At 62.5% G+C, this 21784-nt stretch carries 20 protein-coding genes; 13 read left to right on the top strand and 7 right to left on the bottom strand.

Annotated elements, in window-relative coordinates; translation table 11 throughout:
• Positions 1-75 precede the first annotated feature (75 nt).
• The 10 genes from QTL98_RS12345 to QTL98_RS12300 all read left to right on the top strand — a co-directional run bounded on the left by QTL98_RS12345 (position 76) and on the right by QTL98_RS12300 (position 11212).
• Positions 76-558 (top strand): MSMEG_0572/Sll0783 family nitrogen starvation response protein, encoded by a 483-nt coding sequence (locus tag QTL98_RS12345; protein WP_445678781.1) that lies wholly within the window; start codon positions 76-78, stop codon positions 556-558.
• 89 nt (positions 559-647) lie between these two features.
• Positions 648-1655, top strand: a complete 1008-nt coding sequence (locus QTL98_RS12340; RefSeq protein ID WP_510637485.1) for a Nit6803 family nitrilase — start codon at positions 648-650, stop codon at positions 1653-1655.
• 19 nt (positions 1656-1674) lie between these two features.
• A complete protein-coding gene (locus QTL98_RS12335) occupies positions 1675-2748 on the top strand; it encodes an MSMEG_0568 family radical SAM protein (protein ID WP_445682146.1) in 1074 nt (357 codons plus the stop codon).
• The gene (locus QTL98_RS12330) at positions 2748-3290 is read left to right on the top strand and encodes an MSMEG_0567/Sll0786 family nitrogen starvation N-acetyltransferase (protein WP_510637484.1); all 543 of its coding nucleotides are present in this window, start codon (positions 2748-2750) and stop codon (positions 3288-3290) included. The genes QTL98_RS12335 and QTL98_RS12330 overlap by 1 nt, the downstream gene beginning before the upstream one ends.
• Positions 3287-4267: a sll0787 family AIR synthase-like protein gene (locus QTL98_RS12325; RefSeq protein ID WP_445678779.1), complete on the top strand. Its 981-nt coding sequence runs from the start codon at positions 3287-3289 to the stop codon at positions 4265-4267. Before QTL98_RS12330 ends, QTL98_RS12325 begins: the two co-directional genes overlap by 4 nt.
• Positions 4260-4547 carry an MSMEG_0570 family nitrogen starvation response protein gene (locus tag QTL98_RS12320; protein ID WP_445678778.1) on the top strand — a complete coding sequence of 96 codons (288 nt, stop codon included), beginning with the start codon at positions 4260-4262 and terminating at the stop codon, positions 4545-4547. The genes QTL98_RS12325 and QTL98_RS12320 overlap by 8 nt, the downstream gene beginning before the upstream one ends.
• 11 nt (positions 4548-4558) lie before the next feature.
• Positions 4559-5827 (top strand): MSMEG_0569 family flavin-dependent oxidoreductase, encoded by a 1269-nt coding sequence (locus QTL98_RS12315; RefSeq protein ID WP_445678777.1) that lies wholly within the window; start codon positions 4559-4561, stop codon positions 5825-5827.
• Positions 5828-6054: 227 nt separating this feature from the next.
• Positions 6055-8160 carry an ATP-binding protein gene (locus QTL98_RS12310; protein WP_445678776.1) on the top strand — a complete coding sequence of 702 codons (2106 nt, stop codon included), beginning with the start codon at positions 6055-6057 and terminating at the stop codon, positions 8158-8160.
• A 130-nt stretch (positions 8161-8290) separates the two neighbouring features.
• A complete protein-coding gene (locus QTL98_RS12305; RefSeq protein ID WP_445678775.1) occupies positions 8291-10180 on the top strand; it encodes a DUF2264 domain-containing protein in 1890 nt (629 codons plus the stop codon).
• 12 nt (positions 10181-10192) lie between these two features.
• A complete protein-coding gene (locus QTL98_RS12300) occupies positions 10193-11212 on the top strand; it encodes a LacI family DNA-binding transcriptional regulator (RefSeq protein ID WP_445678774.1) in 1020 nt (339 codons plus the stop codon).
• 75 nt (positions 11213-11287) lie between these two features.
• On the opposite strand, the gene QTL98_RS12295 is transcribed toward QTL98_RS12300, so the two are convergent.
• The 6 genes from QTL98_RS12295 to QTL98_RS12270 all read right to left on the bottom strand — a co-directional run bounded on the left by QTL98_RS12295 (position 11288) and on the right by QTL98_RS12270 (position 17472).
• A complete protein-coding gene (locus QTL98_RS12295; RefSeq protein WP_445678773.1) occupies positions 11288-12547 on the bottom strand; it encodes an ABC transporter substrate-binding protein in 1260 nt (419 codons plus the stop codon).
• 71 nt (positions 12548-12618) lie between these two features.
• Positions 12619-13314: a DUF624 domain-containing protein gene (locus QTL98_RS12290; RefSeq protein ID WP_445678772.1), complete on the bottom strand. Its 696-nt coding sequence runs from the start codon at positions 13312-13314 to the stop codon at positions 12619-12621.
• Positions 13315-13358: 44 nt separating this feature from the next.
• Positions 13359-14468 (bottom strand): ABC transporter ATP-binding protein, encoded by a 1110-nt coding sequence (locus QTL98_RS12285; RefSeq protein WP_445678771.1) that lies wholly within the window; start codon positions 14466-14468, stop codon positions 13359-13361.
• Positions 14469-14506: 38 nt separating this feature from the next.
• On the bottom strand, positions 14507-15679 hold the full coding sequence (locus tag QTL98_RS12280) for a glycoside hydrolase family 88 protein (RefSeq protein ID WP_445678770.1): 1173 nt from the start codon (positions 15677-15679) through the stop codon (positions 14507-14509).
• 3 nt (positions 15680-15682) lie between these two features.
• The gene (locus QTL98_RS12275) at positions 15683-16519 is read right to left on the bottom strand and encodes a carbohydrate ABC transporter permease (RefSeq protein ID WP_445678769.1); all 837 of its coding nucleotides are present in this window, start codon (positions 16517-16519) and stop codon (positions 15683-15685) included.
• A gap of 17 nt (positions 16520-16536) precedes the next feature.
• Positions 16537-17472, bottom strand: coding sequence for a carbohydrate ABC transporter permease (locus tag QTL98_RS12270; RefSeq protein WP_445678768.1), 936 nt, complete (start codon positions 17470-17472; stop codon positions 16537-16539).
• A 199-nt stretch (positions 17473-17671) separates the two neighbouring features.
• Here QTL98_RS12270 and QTL98_RS12265 point away from each other — a divergent pair, with 199 nt between their 5' ends.
• The 3 genes from QTL98_RS12265 to QTL98_RS12255 all read left to right on the top strand — a co-directional run bounded on the left by QTL98_RS12265 (position 17672) and on the right by QTL98_RS12255 (position 21120).
• Entirely contained in the window at positions 17672-19465 is a 1794-nt protein-coding gene (locus QTL98_RS12265) for a heparinase II/III domain-containing protein (RefSeq protein WP_445678767.1), read from the top strand.
• An 11-nt stretch (positions 19466-19476) separates the two neighbouring features.
• The gene (locus QTL98_RS12260) at positions 19477-20265 is read left to right on the top strand and encodes a discoidin domain-containing protein (protein WP_445678766.1); all 789 of its coding nucleotides are present in this window, start codon (positions 19477-19479) and stop codon (positions 20263-20265) included.
• A gap of 105 nt (positions 20266-20370) precedes the next feature.
• Positions 20371-21120, top strand: a complete 750-nt coding sequence (locus QTL98_RS12255; protein ID WP_445678765.1) for a FadR/GntR family transcriptional regulator — start codon at positions 20371-20373, stop codon at positions 21118-21120.
• 18 nt (positions 21121-21138) lie between these two features.
• Here QTL98_RS12255 and QTL98_RS12250 read toward each other — a convergent pair whose 3' ends face one another.
• Positions 21139-21777, bottom strand: coding sequence for a Vgb family protein (locus QTL98_RS12250; RefSeq protein WP_445678764.1), 639 nt, complete (start codon positions 21775-21777; stop codon positions 21139-21141).
• Between the last annotated feature and the right edge of the window lie 7 nt (positions 21778-21784).

Genomic DNA, 21784 nt, shown 5'->3' with positions numbered 1-21784 from the left:
TGTATATTGAACTGTAATTTGACGGGCTAAATGGTGCGACATATCCGATTCACTGTGGACAGCAAGGAGAGTGACATGCCCGCAGTGACGCAGCCCGCCCATAAGGATGGCGACTTTTTTGTGAACTATGAGGAAAAGGTTTTTGAGGACGTGAAGGCCGAGGCCGGGGAGAAGGCGCTCGTTACCTTCCATACGGTGGCCTTTGAGGGATCCATTGGTCTCGTGAATATTCTCAATGCCATCCGGCTGAACCGGAAAGGCTATGAAACGTCGATCCTGCTTTATGGCCCCGGTGTCACGCTGGGTATCCAGCGCGGATTTCCCACGCTGGGAGACGAGGCGTTTCCGGGGCATCAGAACTTCGCGGTCAACCTCAAGAAGTTCATGGGCGAGGGGGGCAAGGTCTATGCCTGCCGGTTCGCCCTGCAGGCCCTGTACGGTCATGGTGAGCCGTCCCTGCTGCCCGGCATCACGCCGATTGCACCGCAGGATGTGCTGGATTGCATCCTCATCCACAAGAAGGCCAATGCAGTCATCCTCGATACCTGGACCGTTTGACCCTCGGCTGACGGGGGTCGCCGGAAGCGGCCCCCGTCAATGCGGCCGGTATTGTGTCGGATTGATCGGATAGGAAGGAACTTCACCTGATGAGAACCGACACGGTTCGTGCCGCCGCCGTTCAGATTGCTCCGGATCTCTCCGGCCGCGCCGGAACCATGGAGCGGGTGCTCAATGCGATTGCCGAAGCCGCCGGAAAGGGCGCCGGCTTCATCGTCTTTTCCGAAACCTTCGTCCCCTATTATCCCTATTTTTCCTTTGTGTTACCGCCGGTACAGCAAGGTGCGCCGCACCTTGAGCTTTACGAGGAAGCGGTTGTGGTCCCGTCGCCCGAGACCGAGGCTGTTGCCCAGGCAGCGCGCCGGTTCGGCGCCGTCATTGTGCTGGGCGTCAATGAGCGGGACCACGGCTCGCTCTACAATACCCAGCTGATTTTCGATGCCACCGGCGAGTTGGTGCTGAAACGCCGCAAGATCACCCCGACCTATCACGAGCGCATGGTCTGGGGGCAGGGCGATGGCGCAGGGCTCAAGGTGGTGGATACTGCCGTCGGCCGGGTTGGTGCGCTCGCCTGCTGGGAGCATTACAACCCGCTTGCCCGCTATGCGCTGATGAGCCAGCACGAGGAAATCCACGCAGCGCAATTTCCCGGAAGCCTCGTCGGGCCAATTTTCCGCGAGCAGATCGAGGTCACGATGCGCCACCACGCGCTCGAGGCCGGCTGTTTTGTCGTCAACGCTACCGGTTGGCTGAGCGAGGAACAGATCGCTTCCATCCATCCGGACGAAAAGCTGCAGCGCGGCCTGCGGGATGGCTGCATGACCTGCATCGTCTCCCCCGAAGGACGACACCTTGCCCCGCCGCTGACCGAGGGCGAGGGGATGGTGGTGGCCGATCTGGACATGCGGCTCATCACCAAGCGCAAACGCATGATGGACAGCGTCGGCCACTATGCGCGGCCGGAACTGCTGCATCTGGTCCACGACACGCGCGAGGCTTCGACAAGACATGTTTTCGGCACTGCCGACGAGGTCGGACCGCCTGAAGGGCGGACGATGCCGGCAGAGTTGTCAGAAAAGGAGTACGGCAGTGTCTAATTCCGATCTGATTAACGAAATGCAGACCCGCGGGGTCAGGCTCATCAATCCCCGCGCGGGGCATGAGAGCCGCCGCGGCGGGGCCGGGCCTTCCGACCACAAGGCCGTGATCGTCGGCGACAAGACCGTGATGATCCCGGTACATACCGCCCCGGCCTTTGAAAGCCCCTTCGTGGTTGGCGAGCCCGATGCAGCCGGTGTCTCCCGCGTCTTGCGCGACGGCGCCGAGGTGGCTGAGGTGCGTTTCCCCGGCCGGCCGCGCTTTTACGATCTGAAGACGGCAGACGGTATTCCCTATAGCCACATTGCCACCCTGCATTCCCGCAATGTGCTGGCAACGACGGTGCTGCAGACCTGTATCCGCTATGAAAGCCGCAAGAAAACCTGCCAGTTCTGTGCGATCGGGCAGAGCCTGTCGGCCGGGCGGACAATTGCGCACAAAACACCGGAGCAACTTGCAGAAGTTGCCAAAGCGGCGGTCGAGCTGGATGGCATCGAGCATATGGTGCTCACGACCGGCACGCCCCCCGGCTCCGATCGCGGTGCCGCCGTGCTGGCTGAAAGTGCCCGCGCCATCAAGGCCGCCGTCAATCTGCCGATACAGGGGCAATGCGAGCCGCCGGACGATGATGCCTGGCACCAGCGTATGGCCGATGCCGGTATCGATACGCTCGGAATGCATATCGAGGCGGTGACGCCCGAAGTCCGTGCCCGGATCATGCCCGGCAAGGCATCGGTGCCGCTCAGCAAGTATTTCAGCTCGTTCGAGGCGGCGGTGAAGGTCTTCGGGCGTGGGCAGGTTTCTACCTATATCCTCGCCGGGCTCGGCGACAGCGCCGAGGCCATCCTCGAGATATCTCAGAAACTCTGCGCTATCGGGGTCTATCCATTCGTTGTGCCGTTTGTGCCGATTTCCGGCACTCCGCTGGAGAGCCATCCTGCCCCCAGCGCCGCTTTCATGGCCTCCATCCTGCGCCCGCTGGGCGAGATGATCGTCGCTGCGGGCATGCGTTCGGAGGAAATCAAGGCTGGCTGCGGGCGCTGCGGCGCCTGCTCTGCACTCTCCACCTACGAAAAATTCAAGGTGGCATGATGAGCGGTACCGTGCAGCCTTTCCGCTCTCCGGGCTATTTCATCCGCGCGGCAACCATGCCGTGGGAAGCTGCCGGCGCCTCTGATCTGCGCCGGCGGGTATTTGTTGAAGAACAGGGCATCTTCAAGAACCACGACCGCGACGATATCGACATGATCGCCACGCATCTGGTGGCGCTCAGCACCTGTGCGCATGAAGCGGACGGTGTCGTTGGCACTGTGCGCATTCATGAAGCCGAAAAAGGCGTGTGGTGGGGCTCGCGTCTTGCCGTCGATCTGGCCTACCGCAATGTCGGGCGGCTGGGGCCGGAATTGATCCGCCTTGCTGTCGGTACCGCCAATGCCCGGGGCTGCCACCGCTTTCTGGCCAATGTTCAGCCGCAGAACGTCATCCTCTTTCGCCGCATGCGGTGGGATGTGCTGGGCGAGGTGGACGTGCATGGGGTGCCCCACATGCGCATGGCCGCCCGGCTGGACTATTATGAACCGGCGCCGGACCCGGCCGCCGGCTGGTATCACAAGGTCCTGCGGGGCGCGGCATGAGCACGGCCGGTCTGGAACAGCTGGCGTCTTTCTTGCGCGCCCATCCGGCCATCCGCTCCAAGCTAGCCATAGGCGATGCCGTTGGCGGGCTGGAAATTGGCCCTGCGCGGATGGGGCGGCCGGGCGATGATGCGGCCATTCTGGAGCGGCCGGAAGGCGGCTTCGACCTGCTGGCAGGGGAAGGGTTTATTCCGGCCTTTGTCAGGGATGACCCGTGGTTTGCCGGGTGGTGCGGGATCATGGTCAACCTCTCCGATATCGCCGCCATGGGGGGCAGGGCGGTGGGGGTGGTCGATCAGGTCTGGTCACCGGATCCGGAGGCGGCAAGGCCTCTGCTTGCCGGCCTGCGTGATGCGGCTGAGGCCTATGGCGTTGCCATCGTTGGCGGCCACACGAATTTTGCAGCGCCGGAGCTTAATCTTGCTGTTTCCATTTTCGGGCGGGCGCAGGCGCTGATCACAAGCTTCGATGCGCAGCCCGGTGACAGCCTTGTCGCTGTAGCTGATCATCGCGGGGACTACCGGAACTTCGACAATTTTTTTGCCGCCGGCCATGCGCCGGCGCAGAGGCTGCGCGGTGATCTGGCCAGCCTGCCGGCATTGGCGGAAGCCGGGCTCGTTCGCGCCGGCAAGGATATCAGCCAGGGCGGCATCGCCGGAACGGCGCTGATGCTGGCCGAATGTTCCGGCGTCGGCATCGAGCTGGTGCTCGATGATATCTGCCCGCCTGCCGGAGTGCCCCTGCAACGCTGGCTGCACAGTTTTCCCAGCTTCGGGTTTTTGCTCGCCGCGGCGCCGGCTGCTGCGAGCCGCGTGTGCCAGGTTTTTGCCGGGCGGGATATTGCCGCCACTGTTATCGGCTCGGTCGCTCATGGCAGTCAGGTGACGTTGCGCAGCCAGGGACAGTCGGCGCTTTTCTGGGACCATGGGGCCGCTCCCTATCTTGGCCTGGGAAGCCGGGAGGTGATGCATGCCTGAAGTCTGGTTCACCATCCGTTGGCCCGATGGCGATGAAGAGCGCTGTTATTCCCCCTCCAGCGTGATCTGCGATCATCTGCATCCGGGGCAGACCTACGGGCTCACGGAGTTTCGCGCCCGGGCGCGCAGTGCCCTGCAGGCTGCCTCCGACCGTGTCGAGCAGAAATACGGGTATCCCTGCAGCCGTGCACGCGGGCAGCTGGCACTGCTGGAGCAGCGGGCCTCCCGGTACGAGGGGGACGACGATCCCCGGGTAACCTGTCTCACGATGAAAATTTAAGGGAGAGCCCCATGGCTGAGGCCCGGGTGTCATACGTGCCGGTCATCATTGTCGGCGGCGGACAGGCTGGCCTGTCGGTCAGCCGGAATCTCGTTCAGAAGAACATTGAGCATCTTGTGTTTGAGCGACATGGCAAATTCCATTCCTGGCGTGTCAATCGCTGGGACAGTTTCTGCCTTGTCACCCCCAACTGGCAGTGCCGGCTGCCGGGCTATCCCTATCAGGGGAACGACCCTGACGGATACATGCTCAAGGATGAGATCACAGACTATCTGGATGGTTTTGCCGCCAGCTTCCCGGCGCCCTTGCTGGAGAATGTCGATGTCACCAGTGTAACCCCGCGTGAACAGGGCGGGTTTGAAGTGGAAACGTCCATCGGCGCCTACCGCTGCGACCATGTGGTGATCGCGACCGGCGGTTACGACACCCCGATTGTTCCCTCTTATGCCGAAAAGCTTGATCCGGATATCGAGCAGATGCATTCGCGCGACTACCGGCGTCCTTCGCAGTTGCCCGAAGGCGCAACGCTGGTGGTCGGGACCGGTCAGTCCGGAGTGCAGATTATGGACGATCTGGTTCTGGCGGGGCGTGAGGTTCATCTGGCGGTGGGGCCGGCGCCGCGCAGCCCGCGCAAATACCGCGGGCGTGATGCCACCGACTGGCTATACGACATGGGCCATTATGCGATTACCATCGCCGAGCATACCGACCCGCACAAGGCGCTCACCCAGACCAACCATTACATGTCTGGCCGGGATGGCGGCAAAGAGATCGATCTGCGCCGCTTTGTAGTGGAAGACGGGGTCAGGCTCTATGGCTCGCTGTCCGATATGGATGGCGGGCAGATTTCCTTTCTGCCGGACCTTGAGCAGAACCTTGATGATGCGGACAGGAGCTATCTCGGGATCTGCCGCCAGATCGACGGCTATATCGAGCGCATGGGCATTGATGCCCCCAAAGAGGCGCCTTTCGTAAAACTGTGGCGACCGGAAAAAGAGGTGACGCAGATTGACGCGACCTCCCTGGGGATCACGTCGGTTATCTGGTCAATCGGCTTTCGCCCGGACTATTCCTGGATCAAGGCCGATGTCTTCGATAACCGGGGCCGACCGCTTTACAAACGCGGGATCTGCGATGTGCCGGGTATCTATTTTATCGGCCTTGGCTGGCTGAATACCTGGGGCTCGGGGCGTTTTCTCGGTATTGCGGAAGACAGCCTGTATCTGGCCGATATCATCGCGCAGCGCCTCGATGCTGGTTCAACAAAGGCCGCGGAATGAACGCCCGGATGTGCCTTGGCGCTTCGTACATGAACTTGCCGGCCCCCGGCTTGATAACCGAGAGCCACGTTCTGCAATGAGGCATGCCCGGGCAATCGGCCATTGGCGGGGCGACCTGGATGGGGCATCATCCGCGTCCGTAATACGTCCCCGAAATAGTCCCGGCAGCACGAAGCCCCAGGCCTGTCCGGCCTTCGCGTGACCCCGGTGCAGCAAGGTGAAATAGCGTGCAGGACGAGGTCTCTTCGACCGGGGGCGATGCCACGCCGCCCGGCCGCCAGCCGCTGACTGCCGATTGGGCGGCCGACAAGGAAGCCCGCTACCGGGCGCTCTTTGAAGCGATTGACGACGGCTTTTGCATCATTCAATTCATCGACGGCCCGCACGGACCGCTCAGCGACTATGTGCATGTCGAGGCCAACAGCGGTTATGAGCGTCACACCGGCATCCCCGATATCGTCGGCAAGACCGTCTATGACGTGGCGCCGAGTGAAGGCGATGCCTGGGTAAAGCTCTACCGCGAAGTGCTGGATACCGGCCGCCCCATCCGCTTCGAGCGTGAATTTGCCGATGCCGGGCGGTTTATCGAGGTCTCCGCTGCGCGGGTAGAGCCCGCCAGCCTGAACCAGGTCTCGGTGCTGTTTCGCGACATTACCGAACGCAAGCGGGCGGAAGCCGAGCTGCGGGAGAGCCAGGCGGTGGCCTGGGAGAACATGCAGCGTGTCCAGCTGGCACTGGGGGCCGGAGCCATCGTCGGCACCTGGTTCTGGGATCTGCCGCATGACCGCTTCAGTATCGATGAGGGGTTTGCGCGCGCTTTTGGCTTCGATCCCGCCACGGCCAATGCCGGGCTCACTTTCGACCGCATCGTCGAGGCCGTTCACCCGGATGATCGCGAGCGGCTGACATCGGCGGTCGAGCAGGCGATCCGCCATGGCGGCGCCTATGCCCTTCAGCACCGGGCGCGGCGGGCCGATGGCAAATATTACTGGCTGGAGGCCAGCGGCCGTGTCGAAACCGGCGCGGACGGCACGGCCACCAGTTTTCCCGGCGTGCTGATCGATATCGAGGAACGGCGCGCCGTGCTGGCCGAACGCGACCGCGTGACGGAAATGCTGCGCGAACTCAATGAAACGCTGGAACAGCGGGTGGCCGAACAGACGGCCGAGCTGATGAGCAAGGAAGAAGCCCTGCGCCAGTCGCAGAAGATGGAGGCTGTCGGCCAGCTTACCGGCGGGCTTGCGCATGATTTCAACAATCTGCTGGCGGGCATTTCCGGCTCGCTGGATTTGATGCTGACCCGAATGCGCCAGGGGCGGGTGGGCGAGCTGGAGCGCTACATCATCGGCGCGCAGGGCGCCGCCAAACGGGCGGCTGCACTCACCCACCGCCTGCTGGCTTTCTCGCGCCGCCAGACGCTCGACCCGAAGCCGACCGACGTCAACCGGCTGGTGGTGAGCATGGAAGAGCTGATCCAGCGCACGGTTGGCCCCCAGATTTCGGTGGAAACGGTTGCCAAGGGCGGCCTGTGGTCGACGCTGGTGGACCAGAACCAGCTTGAAAACGCGCTGCTCAATCTCTGCCTCAATGCCCGCGACGCAATGCCGGAAGGCGGCAAGATCACCATCGAGACCGGCAATCGCTGGCTGGACGATCGCAGCGCCGCCGCGCGAGACCTGCCGGCAGGCCAGTATGTTTCCATGTGCGTGTCGGATACCGGTTCCGGCATGACGCCGGAGGTGATCGAAAAGGCCTTCGACCCGTTTTTCACCACCAAACCCATCGGGCTCGGCACCGGGCTCGGCCTGTCGATGATCTATGGTTTTGCGCGCCAGTCGGGCGGGCAGGTGCGGATTTACTCCGAGGTCGGCAGCGGTACGATGGTCTGCATCTATTTGCCCCGCCACCACGTTACTGAGGTCATGGAAACGGAAGCTGAACCGCAGATCATGGAACCGGTAACCAGCCGCAAGACGGTGCTCGTGGTCGATGACGAGCCGCTTGTTCGCATGCTGGTGGTCGAGGCGGTGGAGGATCTGGGTTTCGTGGCGCTGGAAGCCGGCGACGGGCCGGAAGCGCTCAGGATCCTGCGCTCGGATGCGGTCATCGATCTGCTGATCACCGATGTCGGCCTGCCCAAGGGCATGAATGGCCGGCAGGTCGCCGATGCGGCGCGGGAACTGCGGGCCGATATCAAGGTGATGTTTGCCACCGGCTACGCCGAAAACGCCGTGCTGAGCCATGGCCATCTCGATCCCGGCATGCAGGTCATCACCAAGCCCTTCGACATGACCGTGCTGTCCAACCGGATCAGGCGGCTGGTCGAGGACTAAGAAACCTTCGACAGTTTTGGGGCCGTCCTGATCGATAGGGCGGCTCTTCGCTTGTGGCCTCTTTTTGCAAATTTTCTTGTTGTGCAAATTTTGCACGATGAGAAAATCACGCAAAATTGGGAGGCAAAAAATGTCCACGAAACTTACCGCCTGGGAACGCGATCCGGTGGTGCGCCGGCTGGCTGAATGCAATCCGCTCCACGGTAACCCGCTTGCAAGCCGCGCTGATCTTGCGCGGGCGGTGCTGGCTTTTTATGAGCCGCTGAAGCCCTGGTATTCGGAGGGAAATGCCCGACTCCGGCTGGGGGCGGGCGGGGTGCATTACGGCAGCGCTGCCGCGGAGATGGAGAGTTTCGTGCGCCCGCTCTGGGGCCTCGTGCCGCTGCTGGCGGGCGGTTTTGCCTTTGAGGATGCGGCCCGCTTTGTCGAGGGCCTCGCCAACGGCACCGATCCGGAACATCCGGAATATTGGGGCGAGGTTGGCCCCTTCGACCAGCGCATGGTGGAGATGGCGGGGCTGTCGCTGGCCTTGCTGGTGGCGCCGGAGCAGCTCTGGGCGCCGCTGACGGACGAGGCGCAGGGACGCCTCGCGCGCTGGATGCTCACCATCAATGACCATCCGATGCCGGATAACAACTGGCTCTTCTTCCGGGTGCTGACCAACCTTGCCTTGCGCCATGTCGGCCGGGACTGGTCGCTGGAGGCGGTGACGGCGGCGCTGGCGCGCATCGACAGCTTCTATATCGCGGACGGTTATTACCGCGACGGCGACAAGTACCAGCTCGATTATTACACCCCCATGGGCATGCATTTTTACGGGCTGATGGTCGCAAAATGCGCGGGCGACCTGTTCCCCGACCATGCTGCACGTTACCGCCAGCGGGCCCGGCTGTTTGCGGCCGATTTCCAGCACTGGTTTGCCGATGATGGTGCCGCCATTCCCTACGGCCGCTCCATGACCTATCGTTTCGTGCAGGCCGCCTTCTGGGCCGGCTGCGCCTTTGCGGATGAAGAGGTGCTGCCCTGGGGCCGCATCAAGGGCCTGTTGCTGCGGCACCTGCGCTGGTGGGGCACGCAGCCGATTGCCGAGCGGGATGGTGTGCTCTCCATCGGCTACAGCTATCCCAACCTCATCATGTCGGAAGCCTATAACGCCCCGGGCTCACCCTATTGGGCGCTCAAGAGCTTTCTGGTGCTGGCATTGCCGCAGGAGCACCCGTTCTGGCATGCGGAGGAAGAAGCACCGGAAGCCTTGCCGGGTGGGCGGGTATTGGCCGAAGCCGGCGGCTTCATCACCCGGCGCACCGGCGAGGATGCGGTGATGCTGACAGGCGGGCAGAATGGCTGGGAGCATCGTGGCTGCGATGCCAAATACAGCCGCTTTGCTTATTCCTCCGCCTTTGCCTTCTCCGTCGCCAGCGATGCCACCGCGCCGGACCGCGCGGACTGGAGCGCGATTGACAGCGGCCTTACCATCTCGCGCGACGGGTTTGCCTGGATGTCGCGCAGCCGGCTGACGGAAGCCGGCATCGATGCCGGCATGGCCTGGGGACGCTGGCAGCCGGACGATATGCTGACCATCGACAGCTGGCTCGATTTCGCCGGGCCGGGCTGGCATGTGCGCCTGCACCGCATCACCAGCACCACGCCGCTGCATGTGGCCGAAGGCGGTTTTTCCATCGACCGTACCGGCGATGGCCATCAGACGCCGGAAGACTGGATGCAGATCGGTGCCGGGCGCGGTTTCGTGCGCACGCTCTCGGCCGTCACCGGCATTGTGGATCTGACCGGCACCCGCAAGGCGATGATCGTGCGGGCAGCGCCAAATACCAATCTGCGGTTCCCGCGCACCTTCTTTCCACGCCTGTCGGTGACGCTTGCCGCCGGCACGAACTGGCTTGCTACCGCAGCCTTCGCGGTGCCCGATCCGGCCGCCGAAGTGCCGCCCGTCGGCCTGCCCGAAACGCTGCTGACGCTTTGCCGGCGCGAGCAGGTTAGCTTGACCCGCAGCGATGTTTGAGGGGTGACGGGCGTGGGTGAAGAAACCACCAGAAGCAAGGTAACGCTCCGCGAAATCGCGGAGCTTGCCGGTGTTTCCATCAGCACCGCCTCGCGGGCGCTCAGCGGGGCAGCGGGGCTGTCCGATCCTGTGCGGGCGAAGGTGCAGGCGGCGGCCGACCGGTTGAATTATGTGGGCGCTGCCGGGAATTCCCTGACCGTTACGGTGCTTGCCACCATGGCGGTGGCCGCGGCCGGGGCGCCCGAGTTCCAGATGGAGCTTTTTTCCGGCATCCAGCAGGCCTGTGACGAGCTGGGTATCACGCTCTCCTACAGCCTGATGGGCGAGGGGCAGCCGGTGCCTCTGACGGACGCAGAAGGGGACGGCGCCCGGCAGGGTTATGTGCTGCTGTCTTTCCATGACGAGACGTTGATCGGACGTCTCGCCCAGCAAGGCATCCCTGCGGTGATCGTCAACGGATCGGACCCGCTGATGCGGCTCGATGCGATCTCTGCCGGCAACCGGTCGGGCGGTTATGCGGCGGCGGGTCACCTGTTGGGGTTCGGCCATCGCCGCATTCTGCATCTGACCCATGGCCGGCGCCTGCCGGTGCGCGACCGCCTTCACGGCGCCGGGGAGGCGATACAGATGGCCGGTCTGCCCTTCGATCCGGACCTTGTGGTCGAACTGGCCGATATGCGCAGCGATCTTGCCTATGAAGCGGTGCGAGAACGTCTTGCCCGGTTGGGCAAGACGGATTTCACCGCCATTCAGTGCTGCAACGATGCCAGCGCTTTCGGCGCTATGGCCGCGCTGGCGGAGGCGGGACTTCGTGTGCCCGAGGATGTCTCCGTCATCGGCTTTGACGATATCCCGATGGCGGGATTGTCCTCACCGGCGCTCACCACCGTGCGGGTGCTAAGGCGGGAAATAGGGGCCTTTGGCCTCAGGCGTCTTCTGGAGCGGATGAAGGCGCCGGAGGCCAGCGTGACCCTTACCGAGTTTGCCGGGCCGCTTGTCGTGCGGGCATCGACGGGGCCGGCGAGATCCTGAAGTGGTCGGCTGAAAAAGAACAGGCCCGGAAGGCAGTCACCTTCCGGGCCCTTTTGCCGTTACCGGCGGCGCCGGTTATTTCTTGAGGATGGCCTGCACGCCGTCATCCATCTGCTTGAGGCCATCTTCGACCGAAATGTTGTTGGTCATGATGGCGTCATGGGCGCGGTTCAGCACCACCTCGATGTCCGCAGCCTTCAAATCCACCGGCAGCTCCAGGTAGGCCTTCTTGGAGCGCAGGGCGTTGAGGCTGGTTTCATCCTGCGGGAAACCCGGGGTGGAAGTGATGGTAGCCAGTACCTCGTCGGTCTTGAGTGCGGGCAGCGTGCCGGTCTTGGCGACAACGGCGGCGCCTTCCGGGCCGGTGACGAAGTTGACGAAGTCGAGCGCGGCCTGCTGGTGCTTGGAGTTGGCATTCACGGCAAGCGCCGTCACCACCGCTGCGGTCGAGCCGGCTTCAACCCCGTCGGGATGGGCAAAGGCCGCGATGCCCCAGTTCTTGGAGAGAGACTCTCCGGACTTCACCTTCTTGATCTGGGTGCCCACGAACCAGCTGCCCATCGGCATCATGGCGATGGTGCCGTTGAAGAAGGGGCCGGAATAGTGGGTCTTGGTGGAGTTGAGCGAAGCGTAGGTGGGTACCACCCCTTCTTCCTGCAGCTTCAGCACCCGGTCGTAACAGGGTTTCAGGAAGTCATACTTGCCGTCGATCAGCGTGTGCTTGCCGTCGATGATGCAGGGCATCTCCACGGCAGAACGCCAGGTGTGGAACAGGGCGCCATACACCTTGTTGGCACCGAAACCGCTTGCCAGCTTGCGGGCCTTCTCGTCGAACTGGGCCAGCGTCATGTCGTTGGTCGGGTAGGGCACGCCTGCTGCGTCAAACAGGTCCTTGTTGTAGTAGGTGATCCAGATATCGGAGCGGAACGGCAGGGAGTAGGTATTGCCCTTGACCGTCAGCGCCTCGACAAGGCCGCCATAGGCAGCAGCATCGATCTTGGCCGCCTTCATGTCGTCATTGAGCGGCAGCAGGGCGTTCGCCTTGATCATGTTGGCGTAACCCGGCACGTCCTTGATGGTGACGACGTCAAGATCGCTGGCGCCGCCGGCAAGCTGCGTCATCGCCATGGTTGAATAATCGGCCGATCCAAGGTCGGTATAGGCGACCTTGATATTCGGGTGCTTGGCCTGGAAGGCATCGATAAGCGGCTGGTAATAGGCCGTGGCGGCCCAGTCCCACAGCGCCCAGTTGATGGTCACCTGGTCTTCGGCATGGGCGGAAAGGGGTAGCAGCCCGGCGCTCGACAGCAAGGCTGCCGCGATGATCTTTCTCATGTCGTCTCCTCCGTTATGGGCATCGGCCTTGTTTTTTGCCGGTGCGTTCTTGTTGAAGTTTTTTCCCTGTCTCAGGCGCTCTGCTGCTCCCGGGACAGGGCGAACTCGCTCGCGCGCCAGGTGGCAAAAACCAGCGCCAGCGTCCCGAGCGAGAAATTGAAGGCCACCGGCATGAAGACGGAGGCCGGGTAGAACAGGATGTGCGCAAGCCACAGCGCGGCGATGAAGGCGAGGGCGCCAAGCGCGGGCAACGGGCGATAAAGCGCGGCGAGCGCGGAAAGGCGCAGCAACGTTGCCGTGGAAAGCGCCGGCGCCCGCACCATCAGCAGGAAAAAATGCGCGGCCACCATCCACAGGAAAAGGCTGGTGACGACCGCCAGCGCCAGTGCGAGCGCATAGGGCAGCGCCTGCGGCACCAGCTGGGCATAGACAAAAACACCGTAGCCCGCGATGGCCAGCACCGCGCCAAAGGCAAGGCCGCACAGGCTCGCGCGCCAGAACAGGCGCCGGAACGCGCCGGTAAATTCCCGCATCAGGTAGATGTTCTCATCCTCCACCATCAGCTGGCATATCCGCATGGCGCCGGCGAGGGTGGCGGGGATGGTGATAAGGGGCAGCGAGAAGACGATGATGGCGAGGTTGAGCTTGAAGAGCTCCCACCATTCGCGCCGCAGAATCTGGGCAAAAAGCGCCAACCCGGTTTTCTTCGGTTCATCCTTGGGGATGCCCGGCCCTTCCCTGGTGAAGCTTTCTGTCAGCCATTTCATGGCCCGTTACACACCTTTCGCTGCGCCAATAAGGCGCGGGGTTTTTAGTAGAGGATCGACTGCTCGGTTTCCTTGTCGAACAGATGCGGGCTGCCGAGGTCGGCAATCAGGCTCACCCGGTCGCCATCCCGTGCCTTGCAGCGCGGGGAGACGCGAGCAATCATGCTGTGGCCGCCGGCCAGAATGTTGAGATGCACTTCCGCGCCCATCGGCTCGGCAAGTTCCACCTGGGCCTCAAGGGTTGCGGTTGCTTCCGGCGCCACGCCAACGGGCATGGCCTCGTGCAGGTTTTCCGGGCGCAGGCCCAGCACCACGGTGCGGCCTTCGTAAGGTATCAGGCGATCCGCCTTTTCCCCCAGTGGCAATGGTAGCTCCAGGCCATCGAACAGGCCCACCCAGCCGTCGCCGCTGCGCTTTACCGTCACCTCCAGCATGTTCATCTGCGGGGCGCCGATGAAACCGGCGACGAACATGTTGATCGGCCGGTCATAAAGGTTCTGCGGGGTATCCACCTGCAGGATGTGCCCGCCGCGCATCACCACGATGCGGTCGGCCATGGTCATGGCTTCCACCTGATCGTGGGTCACATAGATGAAGGTGGCATCCAGCCTTTTGTGCAGCTTGCTGATCTCGGCACGCATGGTGCCGCGCAGCTTGGCATCGAGGTTGGAGAGCGGTTCGTCCAGCAGGAACACGGCAGGGTCGCGCACCATGGCGCGCCCCAGTGCCACACGTTGGCGCTGGCCGCCGGAAAGCGCCTTGGGCTTGCGGTTCAGCAGATGCTCGATATCGAGGATCTTCGCCGTCTCGCGCACCTTGGCGTCGGTTTCTTCCTTCGGGGCGCGGCGCAGATGCAGGCCGAAAGCCATGTTCTTGTAAACCGTCATATGCGGGTAAAGCGCATAATTCTGGAACACCATGGCGATATCGCGGTCCTTGGAGGGAACGTCATTCACCATCTCGTCGCCGATCCAGAGTTCACCGCTGGTGATCTCCTCAAGCCCCGCGATCATGCGCAGCGTGGTGGATTTTCCGCAGCCGGACGGGCCGACGAGGATCAGGAACTCCTTGTCGCCGATCTCAAGGTCGATATCGTGCACGACCGTAAGCGGGCCAAAGGACTTGTTCAGTTTCTTGAGCGAGATGGCAGCCATTGCTTCTTCCGCAATTCCTTGAAGTCAGAACGTCCATCTCACCAGTAGGAGGACCAGTTGCGGGAAAGGCGGGTCAGCGCCTCCATGTAGTAGTAGTCACCCCAGGCCACGCACTCATCGACGCCTTCGCCGGTGCAGGTGTTGAACGGGGTTTTCTTGGAATAAGTGCCGTGCAGCACCTGGCCGTTGGAAATCGCCGGGTCTCTTACGGCATAATTGTCGACAAGGCTCTTCACCATCCGGCGCGCCAACTGGCGCCAGCCGTCAGCTTCTTCGCCGCCGACAAGGTCTGCCATTTCCAGAAGGCCGCAGGCCACGATGGCGGCAGAAGAACTGTCCCGCGGCTCGTCTCCTTCGGTGAAGATGAGATCCCAGTAGGGGACAAGGTCGGCGGGCAGGCGCTTCAGGTAATAGGCGAGCAGCCGGTCGAAACTTTCCCGATATTCCGGCAGCGCCTCATAGCGCCAGGAAAGCGCCATGCCGTAGATCGCCCAGGCCTGGCCGCGCGCCCAGCTTGAATCGTCACGGTAGCCCTGGCAGGTAACGCCGCGCACCGGCCCGCCGGTCACCGGGTCCATGTAGAAGGTGTGCCAGGTGGAATCATCCGGCCGCACGGAGTTGGCGAGTGTGGTGCGGGCATGGATAAGGGCGATGTCGCGGTATTTGCTGTCGCCGGTCTCCCGGCTTGCCCAGTAGAGCAGCGGCAGGTTCAGAAGGCAGTCGATGATGTAGCGGTAATTATCCGCCGCCCCCATCTCGCCCCAGGCCTGGATGAAGCCGCCTACCGGATGGAAACGCTCGATCAGCTGGTCGGCGGCCAGAAGGGCCGCCTTGCGGCCATCTTCATCGCCCACCAGCTTCCACGCCGCCACGCAGGTGGGGTTGTAGAGAAAGCCCATATCGTGATGGTCGGTCGCGATGCGGTTCTCGATCCGGTGAAGGAAGCTCTGCACCTGGATTTGCGCGGCATGGCGGAAGGTCTTGTCACCGGTATGCTCGTAGGCAAGCCAGATTTCCCCGGGCCAGAACCCCGCCGTCCACTGGTCATTCGCCACCGCCGGATAGAAGTTATCGACGCTGGAATGGTTCTGCGCCGCGTAAGTGAAGGCCGGCAGGTTGCGCCGTACCTGCGCCACGGCGGCGTCCAGCGCCGCGCGCACTTCTTCATCGCTGATCGGCCGGATGGAAAGGGGATTGGTGAGGATGGTCATGGCTCAGCCCTTGAGACCGGAAGAGGCGATGCCTTCAACGAAGAAACGTTGCAGCACGAGGAAGACGGCCAGCACCGGAACCAGAGCGACCACGGAAGCCGCCATGATCAGCCCGTATTCGGCCGAATATTGGGAGATGAACATGCGAAGCCCGATCTGGATCGTCTTCAGTTCTGTCTTGGTCAGGTAGATCATCGGCCCGAGAAAGTCGTTCCAGGCGAAGACGAAGGTAAAGATCGTGAGGGTGGAGAGCGCCGGTCGGGAGAGCGGCAGCATGATGTTCCACCAGATGCGGTACTCACTCATGCCATCGACCCGGGCGGCCTCGCACAGCTCATCGGGGATCGACATATAGAACTGGCGCATCAGGAACACGCCGAAGGCAGTGAAGGCCTGCAGGCAGATGATGGCGAGGTGGGTGTTGTAGAGCCCCATTTCCCGCATCATGAGGAACTGCGGCACCATATAGACCTGCCAGGGCATGGCGATGGTGGCGACATACCCCAGGAACAGCAGGTCCCGATGGGGAAAGCGCAGTTTGGCGAAGGCATAGGCGGCGAAGCTTGATGTCAGCAACTGCAAGAGCGTGACGATGATGGTGATCTTGGCGGTGTTGTAGATAAAGGTCGTGAGCGGGATCTTGGTCCAGATGTCGATGTAGTTCTGCCAGCGCGGATGCGGCGGTATCCAGTGAATGGGGAACTGGAAAACCTCGCGGTTCAGCTTCAGCGAGGCGGACAACATCCAGGCAAAAGGCATCAGCATCACGATGGTGATGGCGATCGCCAGAAGGTAGAGGGCAAGACGGCTGGTATTGATCTTGATGCCGGCGATTTTCATGGGTCTTGGCCTCCCGCTCACTCTTCACGCGTCAGGCGGAACTGCACGACAGTCACCACCAGCACGAGCAGGAAGAGAACGAGCGCCACCATGCTGGAATAACCCAGATCCCAGGAAATGAAGGCCTCGTTGTAGATGTGATAGACCAGCACCAGCGTCGAGGTGCCGGGCCCGCCCTGGGTGATCATGAAAACCTGGTCGAAGACCTTGAAGGACTGGATGGTCAGCATGACCGAGACGAAGAAGGTCGTCGGGGTAAGCTGCGGCAGCGTGACGTTCCAGAATTTCTGCCAGGCGGTGGCGCCATCCAGATCGGCGGCCTCATAGAGCTCGGCATTGATGCCCTGCAGCCCGGCCAGATAGATGACCATGAAGTAGCCCATGTTCTTCCAGATGCCGAACAGGATGATGGTCACCATCGCCCAGTCCTTGTCGGCAGCCCAGCCAGGCAGGTCCTTCGGGTCGACGCCGAAGGTATAGAGGATCATGTTCACCGGGCCCATTTCCGGGTTAAACAGCATGTTCCAGACCACGGCGACGGCCACCAGCGAGGCGACGTAGGGAAAGAACGCGGCGGTGCGGAAGAAATTGCGCCCGGCGAGTTTCTGGTTGAGCAGGATGGCCAGCCCCAGCGCGCAGACCATGGTAAGCGGCACCGAAAACGCCGTGTAGATGATGGTGTTCCAGAAGGCGGCAATGAAGCCGGCATCGTGGAAGAGCTTCCAGAAATTATCGAGCCCGGCAAAGCCGATATGGTTCGAGCCGTCCCAGTGCATGAAGGCGAGGGCGAAGGCGAACAGGATCGGCCCGAGCGTGAAGATGGCAAAGCCGGCGAAGTTCGGGGCAATGAAGGAATAAGCAACCAGATACGAACGCAGCTTGCGCTGGCGTCGTGACAGCGCCCTGCGCCGTGCCGGCTTCTGCCCGCCGTTGCTGGGGGTGCTTGCCACCATTTTCCTCCCGTTCATTCCGGTTCGGGCCGGCCTGTCGGCGCCCGCCGGAATGTTTGCCCTTGTTTGCCGCCGGTATGCCCGGTCTGGCGTTCTTTTCGCCCACTTGTATTACATTTCATTTACAGGTAACACAAGTGGGAAATGACTTGAGACCTGCCGGGCAACGGCGGGCCAGAAAACCGGGAAGAAACGGTGCGACATGTTCGCCGAGCGGCTTGATCTCCTGCCTCAAGAATTTGCCGATTTTGCCCTTGTTCCACCTGCCGATGACCGGCAGGCGTGGGCGGGGCTGCCGGCGGATGTTCGCTGCCGCCTGCTGGCCGCGGGCGAGGCGGCGCTGGGCGGTAAATGGCCGCTGCTGCCGGTGACCCTGTGGCTGGATTTTACCCGCAACGGCAACCGCACGCGGTTTGAGGAGCGTTATTTCGCGCGCCGCCGGCGCCTCAACGCACTGGTGATGGCGGAATGTGTCGAGGCAAGGGGCCGCTTTCTCGATCTCATCATCGAAGGCATTTTTCTGATTGTGGAGGAGAGCGGCTGGCAGCTGCCGGCGCACAACACCTATGAGCGCGATACGCCGTGCCTGCCGCTGCCGGATGCCACGCGGCACCTTATCGATCTTTTTGCCGCTGAAACCGGGGCGTTGCTGGCTGTGCTGAAGCTGGTGCTGGGAACGGCGCTTGACGCGGTCAGCCCGCAAATCGGCGAGCGCATCGACCGCGAGGTTCGCCACCGCATTCTGGAGCCTTATCTGGCGACCCATTTCTGGTGGATGGGGCGCGGCGACGAGCCGATGAATAACTGGACGGCCTGGTGCACGCAAAATGTCCTGCTGGCGGCCTTTGCTCTCGGGTGCGAGACGCCAAACCTTACGGCCATCGTGCGCAAGGCGGCGGGAAGCCTGGATGCCTTTCTCAAGGATTACGGGGAGGATGGGGCCTGCGAGGAAGGGGCGCTTTATTACCGCCACGCCGGCCTTTGCCTCTTCAATGCCCTCGCTCTGCTTTCTGCCGCAGCGCCGCAAGCTTTTGCTCCGCTCTGGCGGGAACCCAAACTGCGGGGCATGGCCGAGTACATCGCCCATGTGCATGTCGAAGGGCCGCGTTACATCAATTTTTCCGATTGTTCGGCGGTGACGGAGCGCTGCGGCGCGCGGGAATTCCTGTTCGGCAAGGCCGTCGGCTCCACCCTGCTGATGGATTTTGCGGCGCGGGACTGGGCGGACGAGGAAGCGCCCGACCTGCCGGAAGAGATCAATCTTTTCTACCGCCTGCAGGCCGCTTTCACGGCGGAAACCTTGCAGACGCACAAGGGCAGGGACACGCCCCCGCCGGATATCTTCTATCCCAGTATCGGCCTGATGATCGCCCGCGACCGGAGCTTCGTTCTGGCCGCCAAGGCCGGCGACAATGGCGACAGCCATAACCACAATGATGTCGGCAGTATCACGCTCTACAAGAAGGGCGAGCCGGTACTGATCGATATCGGCGTCGAGAGTTATACGGCCAAAACCTTTTCTTCCCGCCGCTACGAAATCTGGACCATGCAATCCGCCTGGCACAATTTGCCGACGGTTGGCGGGGTCATGCAGCAGGCGGGCAGTGCCTTTGCCGCGCGGGATGTCGATGTAACGCTCACCGCAGCTGAAGCCAGTATCGCCATGGATATCGCGGGCGCCTATCCGCCCGAGGCGAAGCTGCGCCACTACCGGCGCACGGCGCGGCTTCTCAAGGGGCAGGGCGCCCAAATCGAGGATGAGTTCGACAGCGATCTGCCGGTCACCCTCTCGCTCATCTTTGCGCAAAAGCCGGCCTTTTCCGGTCCTTCCATCGTGATCGGTGATCTGGCGCGGATCGATGTTTCCGGCGGCGGAGTGCTTGAGTTGGAGGAAGTCGGGATCACCGACCCAAGACTGAAAAAAGCATGGCCGGAGCGGATCTTCCGGGTGCTGATCCCGGCCGTCGGAACCCGCCTTACCCTCAGGATCGAGTAGGAAGAAGGTTTATGCTGCTGACGTTGAAAATCCTCGATGCCTCGGGCAATCCGGTCGCGCAATCTGCCGGCGAAGACGAAGTCGTTCTGGTGCATGAGGCCGAATACCGGGACGGGGACCAGATTGTTATCGAGGCGGGCGAGGCGGGCTCCTTCCTCTCGCTGTCGTTCGATGAGGCACTGCCGGAAAGCCTGCTTTATCTCGCGCAGGGGCAAGCCAGTTTTTCCGTGCCCTTCGGTGACCGGCGCTCCGCCTTCAGTCCCAAGGCTTTTTCCGGGAAACTGCACCGGCTGAAGGTGCGCATTCCGCGTGCCGAGGAAGTTTCTGCCCGGCGCAACCTCGCCCTCAATCCCTTTGATGGGCACGGCAATAGCGCACTTTACCCGCACAGCCTCGCGACGGTGGAAACCCGGCAGGAAGCAGCCTTTGCCGCCCGCAATGCCATCGATGGCGAGACGGCAAGCCGTGGCCACGGCTCCTGGCCCTATACCAGCTGGGGTATCAATGGCGACCCGGACGCGGCGCTGACGGTCGAGTTTGGCCGACCGGTTCGTGTCGATGAGGTGGTTTTTTATCTGCGCGCGGACTTTCCGCACGATGCCTGGTGGCAGCAGGTGAGCCTGACATTCTCGGATGGCGGGACCAGCGATTTCAGGTTGGAGAAGGCTTCGGCGGGGCAGCGTTTTGCGCTTGAGCCACGGGTCATTGAATGGGTTCGGCTGGAAAGGCTGATCAAGGCGGATGATCCGTCGCCATTCCCGGCACTGACCCAGATCCAGCTCTGGGGCCATGAGGTCTGATGGTTGCTGATATGTTGATTGTTGATACAAGTTATAATTTATCATACATGTCTATTGTGGCCCGGTATTGTCGAACGGCAGGCGGGTAAATCAGGGGATGACCAGGTGGGCACGCAGGCCAAAGATCGAGTAAGAAGTGCCGGAACCCTTGTTTCGCGTGTCAGCGAAGCGTTGCGGCAGTCGATTTTGAACGGCGAATACGTTCCCGGTGAAAAGCTGCCGAGCGAGGCCCAGCTTACCGAGGCACATGGTGTCAGTCGCACCGTGGTTCGGGAGGCTGTTGCCGCCCTTCGTTATGATGGGCTGGTGGAGGCACGGCAGGGCGCCGGTGTCTTTGTGCTCGACCCGTCCTCGCGCCCGTCTTTCTCGCCGCGCCATACCGATAGGGCCCGGCTTTCTTCCGACCTCGAGATCCTGGAAATCCGCACCCCCGTCGAGGTGGAAGCGGCTGGCCTTGCTGCGCTGCGTCGCTCCCCGGCGCAGGAAGAGGCGATCTTTGATTGCCATGCCGGCGTGCTCGCCTGCATCGAGGCGAACCGCCCCATTCGTGAAGCGGATTTTGCCCTGCATCAGGCGATTGCCGAGGCGACGAACAACCCGCTCTTCGGTCAGTTCCTGCAGGCCCAGGGCACGGCAGTGATCCCGCAGTCGCGCATTCTCAGCGACAGCAGCGACGAGGCAGAGACCGCCTATCGCCGCCTGATCCACAAGGAGCATGAGGTGATCGTGCTCGCCATTTCAAACGGCGATGAAGAAGCCGCCCGTAATGCCATGCGCGATCATCTGAAGGGCAGTCAGGTGCGCCACCGCAAGCTGCTGCGGGATGGCCGTTTCCGCTCCCCGGCAAACGACTGACAAAAGTCGGCCTGACTGTCAGCTTCGGGCAGGCCGTCGCACAGCCCTGATCTTTCCGCTGGTGCCGCCACCGCAAAAGAACTGGTCGCGGCCATTGTTATCGAGGCCGGAGACCGTCGCGCCGGGCGGCATGTCGACCTGTTCCAGCAACTCGCCGGTTTGCGGATCTATATGCCTCAGATCGCTTTGGTCATCTTCCCAGGTGCCGTGCCACAGCTCGTCACCCAGCCAGGTGACGCCGGTCACGAACCGGCTGGATTCCAGCGTGCGCAGCACGGCGCCCGTTTCCGGGTCAACCTGCCTGATCTTGCGCTCATGGTACTGGCCGACCCAGAGCGTGCCTTCCGCCCAGGCAAGGCCGGAATCTCCGGCACCGCCGGGGGACGGGATGGCTGAAAGGACCTCTCCCGTGTGCGGGTCGATCTTGCGGATCATCCCTTCGCCGATCTGGAAGAGATGTTTGCCATCGCTGGCGGTGCCGGCATAGGCCGGCGCCTTGATGGCGCGCTGGACCTCCCCGGATTGCGGATCGACGGCGTTGATCTGTTCGCCGGAGGCAAACCACACGTTCTGCCCGTCAAAACCCACTCCGTGGACGCTCGAAGCATCGGGGAAGGGGCCGTATTCGCGGATGATATCGGCTTTTGAGTTTTTCATGGGCTCG

This window comes from Radicibacter daui, from assembly GCA_030657355.1.
Lineage (GTDB): Bacteria > Pseudomonadota > Alphaproteobacteria > Radicibacterales > Radicibacteraceae > Radicibacter > Radicibacter daui.
The sequence above is the reverse complement of the archived record's forward strand: the minus strand, read 5'-3'. Positions and strand labels throughout refer to the sequence as shown.

What these genes read in the sequence shown, in the direction of transcription:
- QTL98_RS12270 (WP_445678768.1), bottom strand. Translation starts at nt 17,472, where the DNA reads ATGGTGGCAAGCACCCCCAGCAACGGCGGGCAGAAGCCGGCACGGCGC.
- QTL98_RS12285 (WP_445678771.1), bottom strand. Translation starts at nt 14,468, where the DNA reads ATGGCTGCCATCTCGCTCAAGAAACTGAACAAGTCCTTTGGCCCGCTT.
- QTL98_RS12335 (WP_445682146.1), top strand. Translation starts at nt 1,675, where the DNA reads ATGCAGACCCGCGGGGTCAGGCTCATCAATCCCCGCGCGGGGCATGAG.
- QTL98_RS12325 (WP_445678779.1), top strand. Translation starts at nt 3,287, where the DNA reads ATGAGCACGGCCGGTCTGGAACAGCTGGCGTCTTTCTTGCGCGCCCAT.
- QTL98_RS12320 (WP_445678778.1), top strand. Translation starts at nt 4,260, where the DNA reads ATGCCTGAAGTCTGGTTCACCATCCGTTGGCCCGATGGCGATGAAGAG.
- QTL98_RS12330 (WP_510637484.1), top strand. Translation starts at nt 2,748, where the DNA reads ATGAGCGGTACCGTGCAGCCTTTCCGCTCTCCGGGCTATTTCATCCGC.
- QTL98_RS12345 (WP_445678781.1), top strand. Translation starts at nt 76, where the DNA reads ATGCCCGCAGTGACGCAGCCCGCCCATAAGGATGGCGACTTTTTTGTG.
- QTL98_RS12280 (WP_445678770.1), bottom strand. Translation starts at nt 15,679, where the DNA reads ATGACCATCCTCACCAATCCCCTTTCCATCCGGCCGATCAGCGATGAA.
- QTL98_RS12305 (WP_445678775.1), top strand. Translation starts at nt 8,291, where the DNA reads ATGTCCACGAAACTTACCGCCTGGGAACGCGATCCGGTGGTGCGCCGG.
- QTL98_RS12265 (WP_445678767.1), top strand. Translation starts at nt 17,672, where the DNA reads ATGTTCGCCGAGCGGCTTGATCTCCTGCCTCAAGAATTTGCCGATTTT.
- QTL98_RS12315 (WP_445678777.1), top strand. Translation starts at nt 4,559, where the DNA reads ATGGCTGAGGCCCGGGTGTCATACGTGCCGGTCATCATTGTCGGCGGC.
- QTL98_RS12295 (WP_445678773.1), bottom strand. Translation starts at nt 12,547, where the DNA reads ATGAGAAAGATCATCGCGGCAGCCTTGCTGTCGAGCGCCGGGCTGCTA.
- QTL98_RS12290 (WP_445678772.1), bottom strand. Translation starts at nt 13,314, where the DNA reads ATGAAATGGCTGACAGAAAGCTTCACCAGGGAAGGGCCGGGCATCCCC.
- QTL98_RS12250 (WP_445678764.1), bottom strand. Translation starts at nt 21,777, where the DNA reads ATGAAAAACTCAAAAGCCGATATCATCCGCGAATACGGCCCCTTCCCC.
- QTL98_RS12340 (WP_510637485.1), top strand. Translation starts at nt 648, where the DNA reads ATGAGAACCGACACGGTTCGTGCCGCCGCCGTTCAGATTGCTCCGGAT.
- QTL98_RS12260 (WP_445678766.1), top strand. Translation starts at nt 19,477, where the DNA reads ATGCTGCTGACGTTGAAAATCCTCGATGCCTCGGGCAATCCGGTCGCG.
- QTL98_RS12275 (WP_445678769.1), bottom strand. Translation starts at nt 16,519, where the DNA reads ATGAAAATCGCCGGCATCAAGATCAATACCAGCCGTCTTGCCCTCTAC.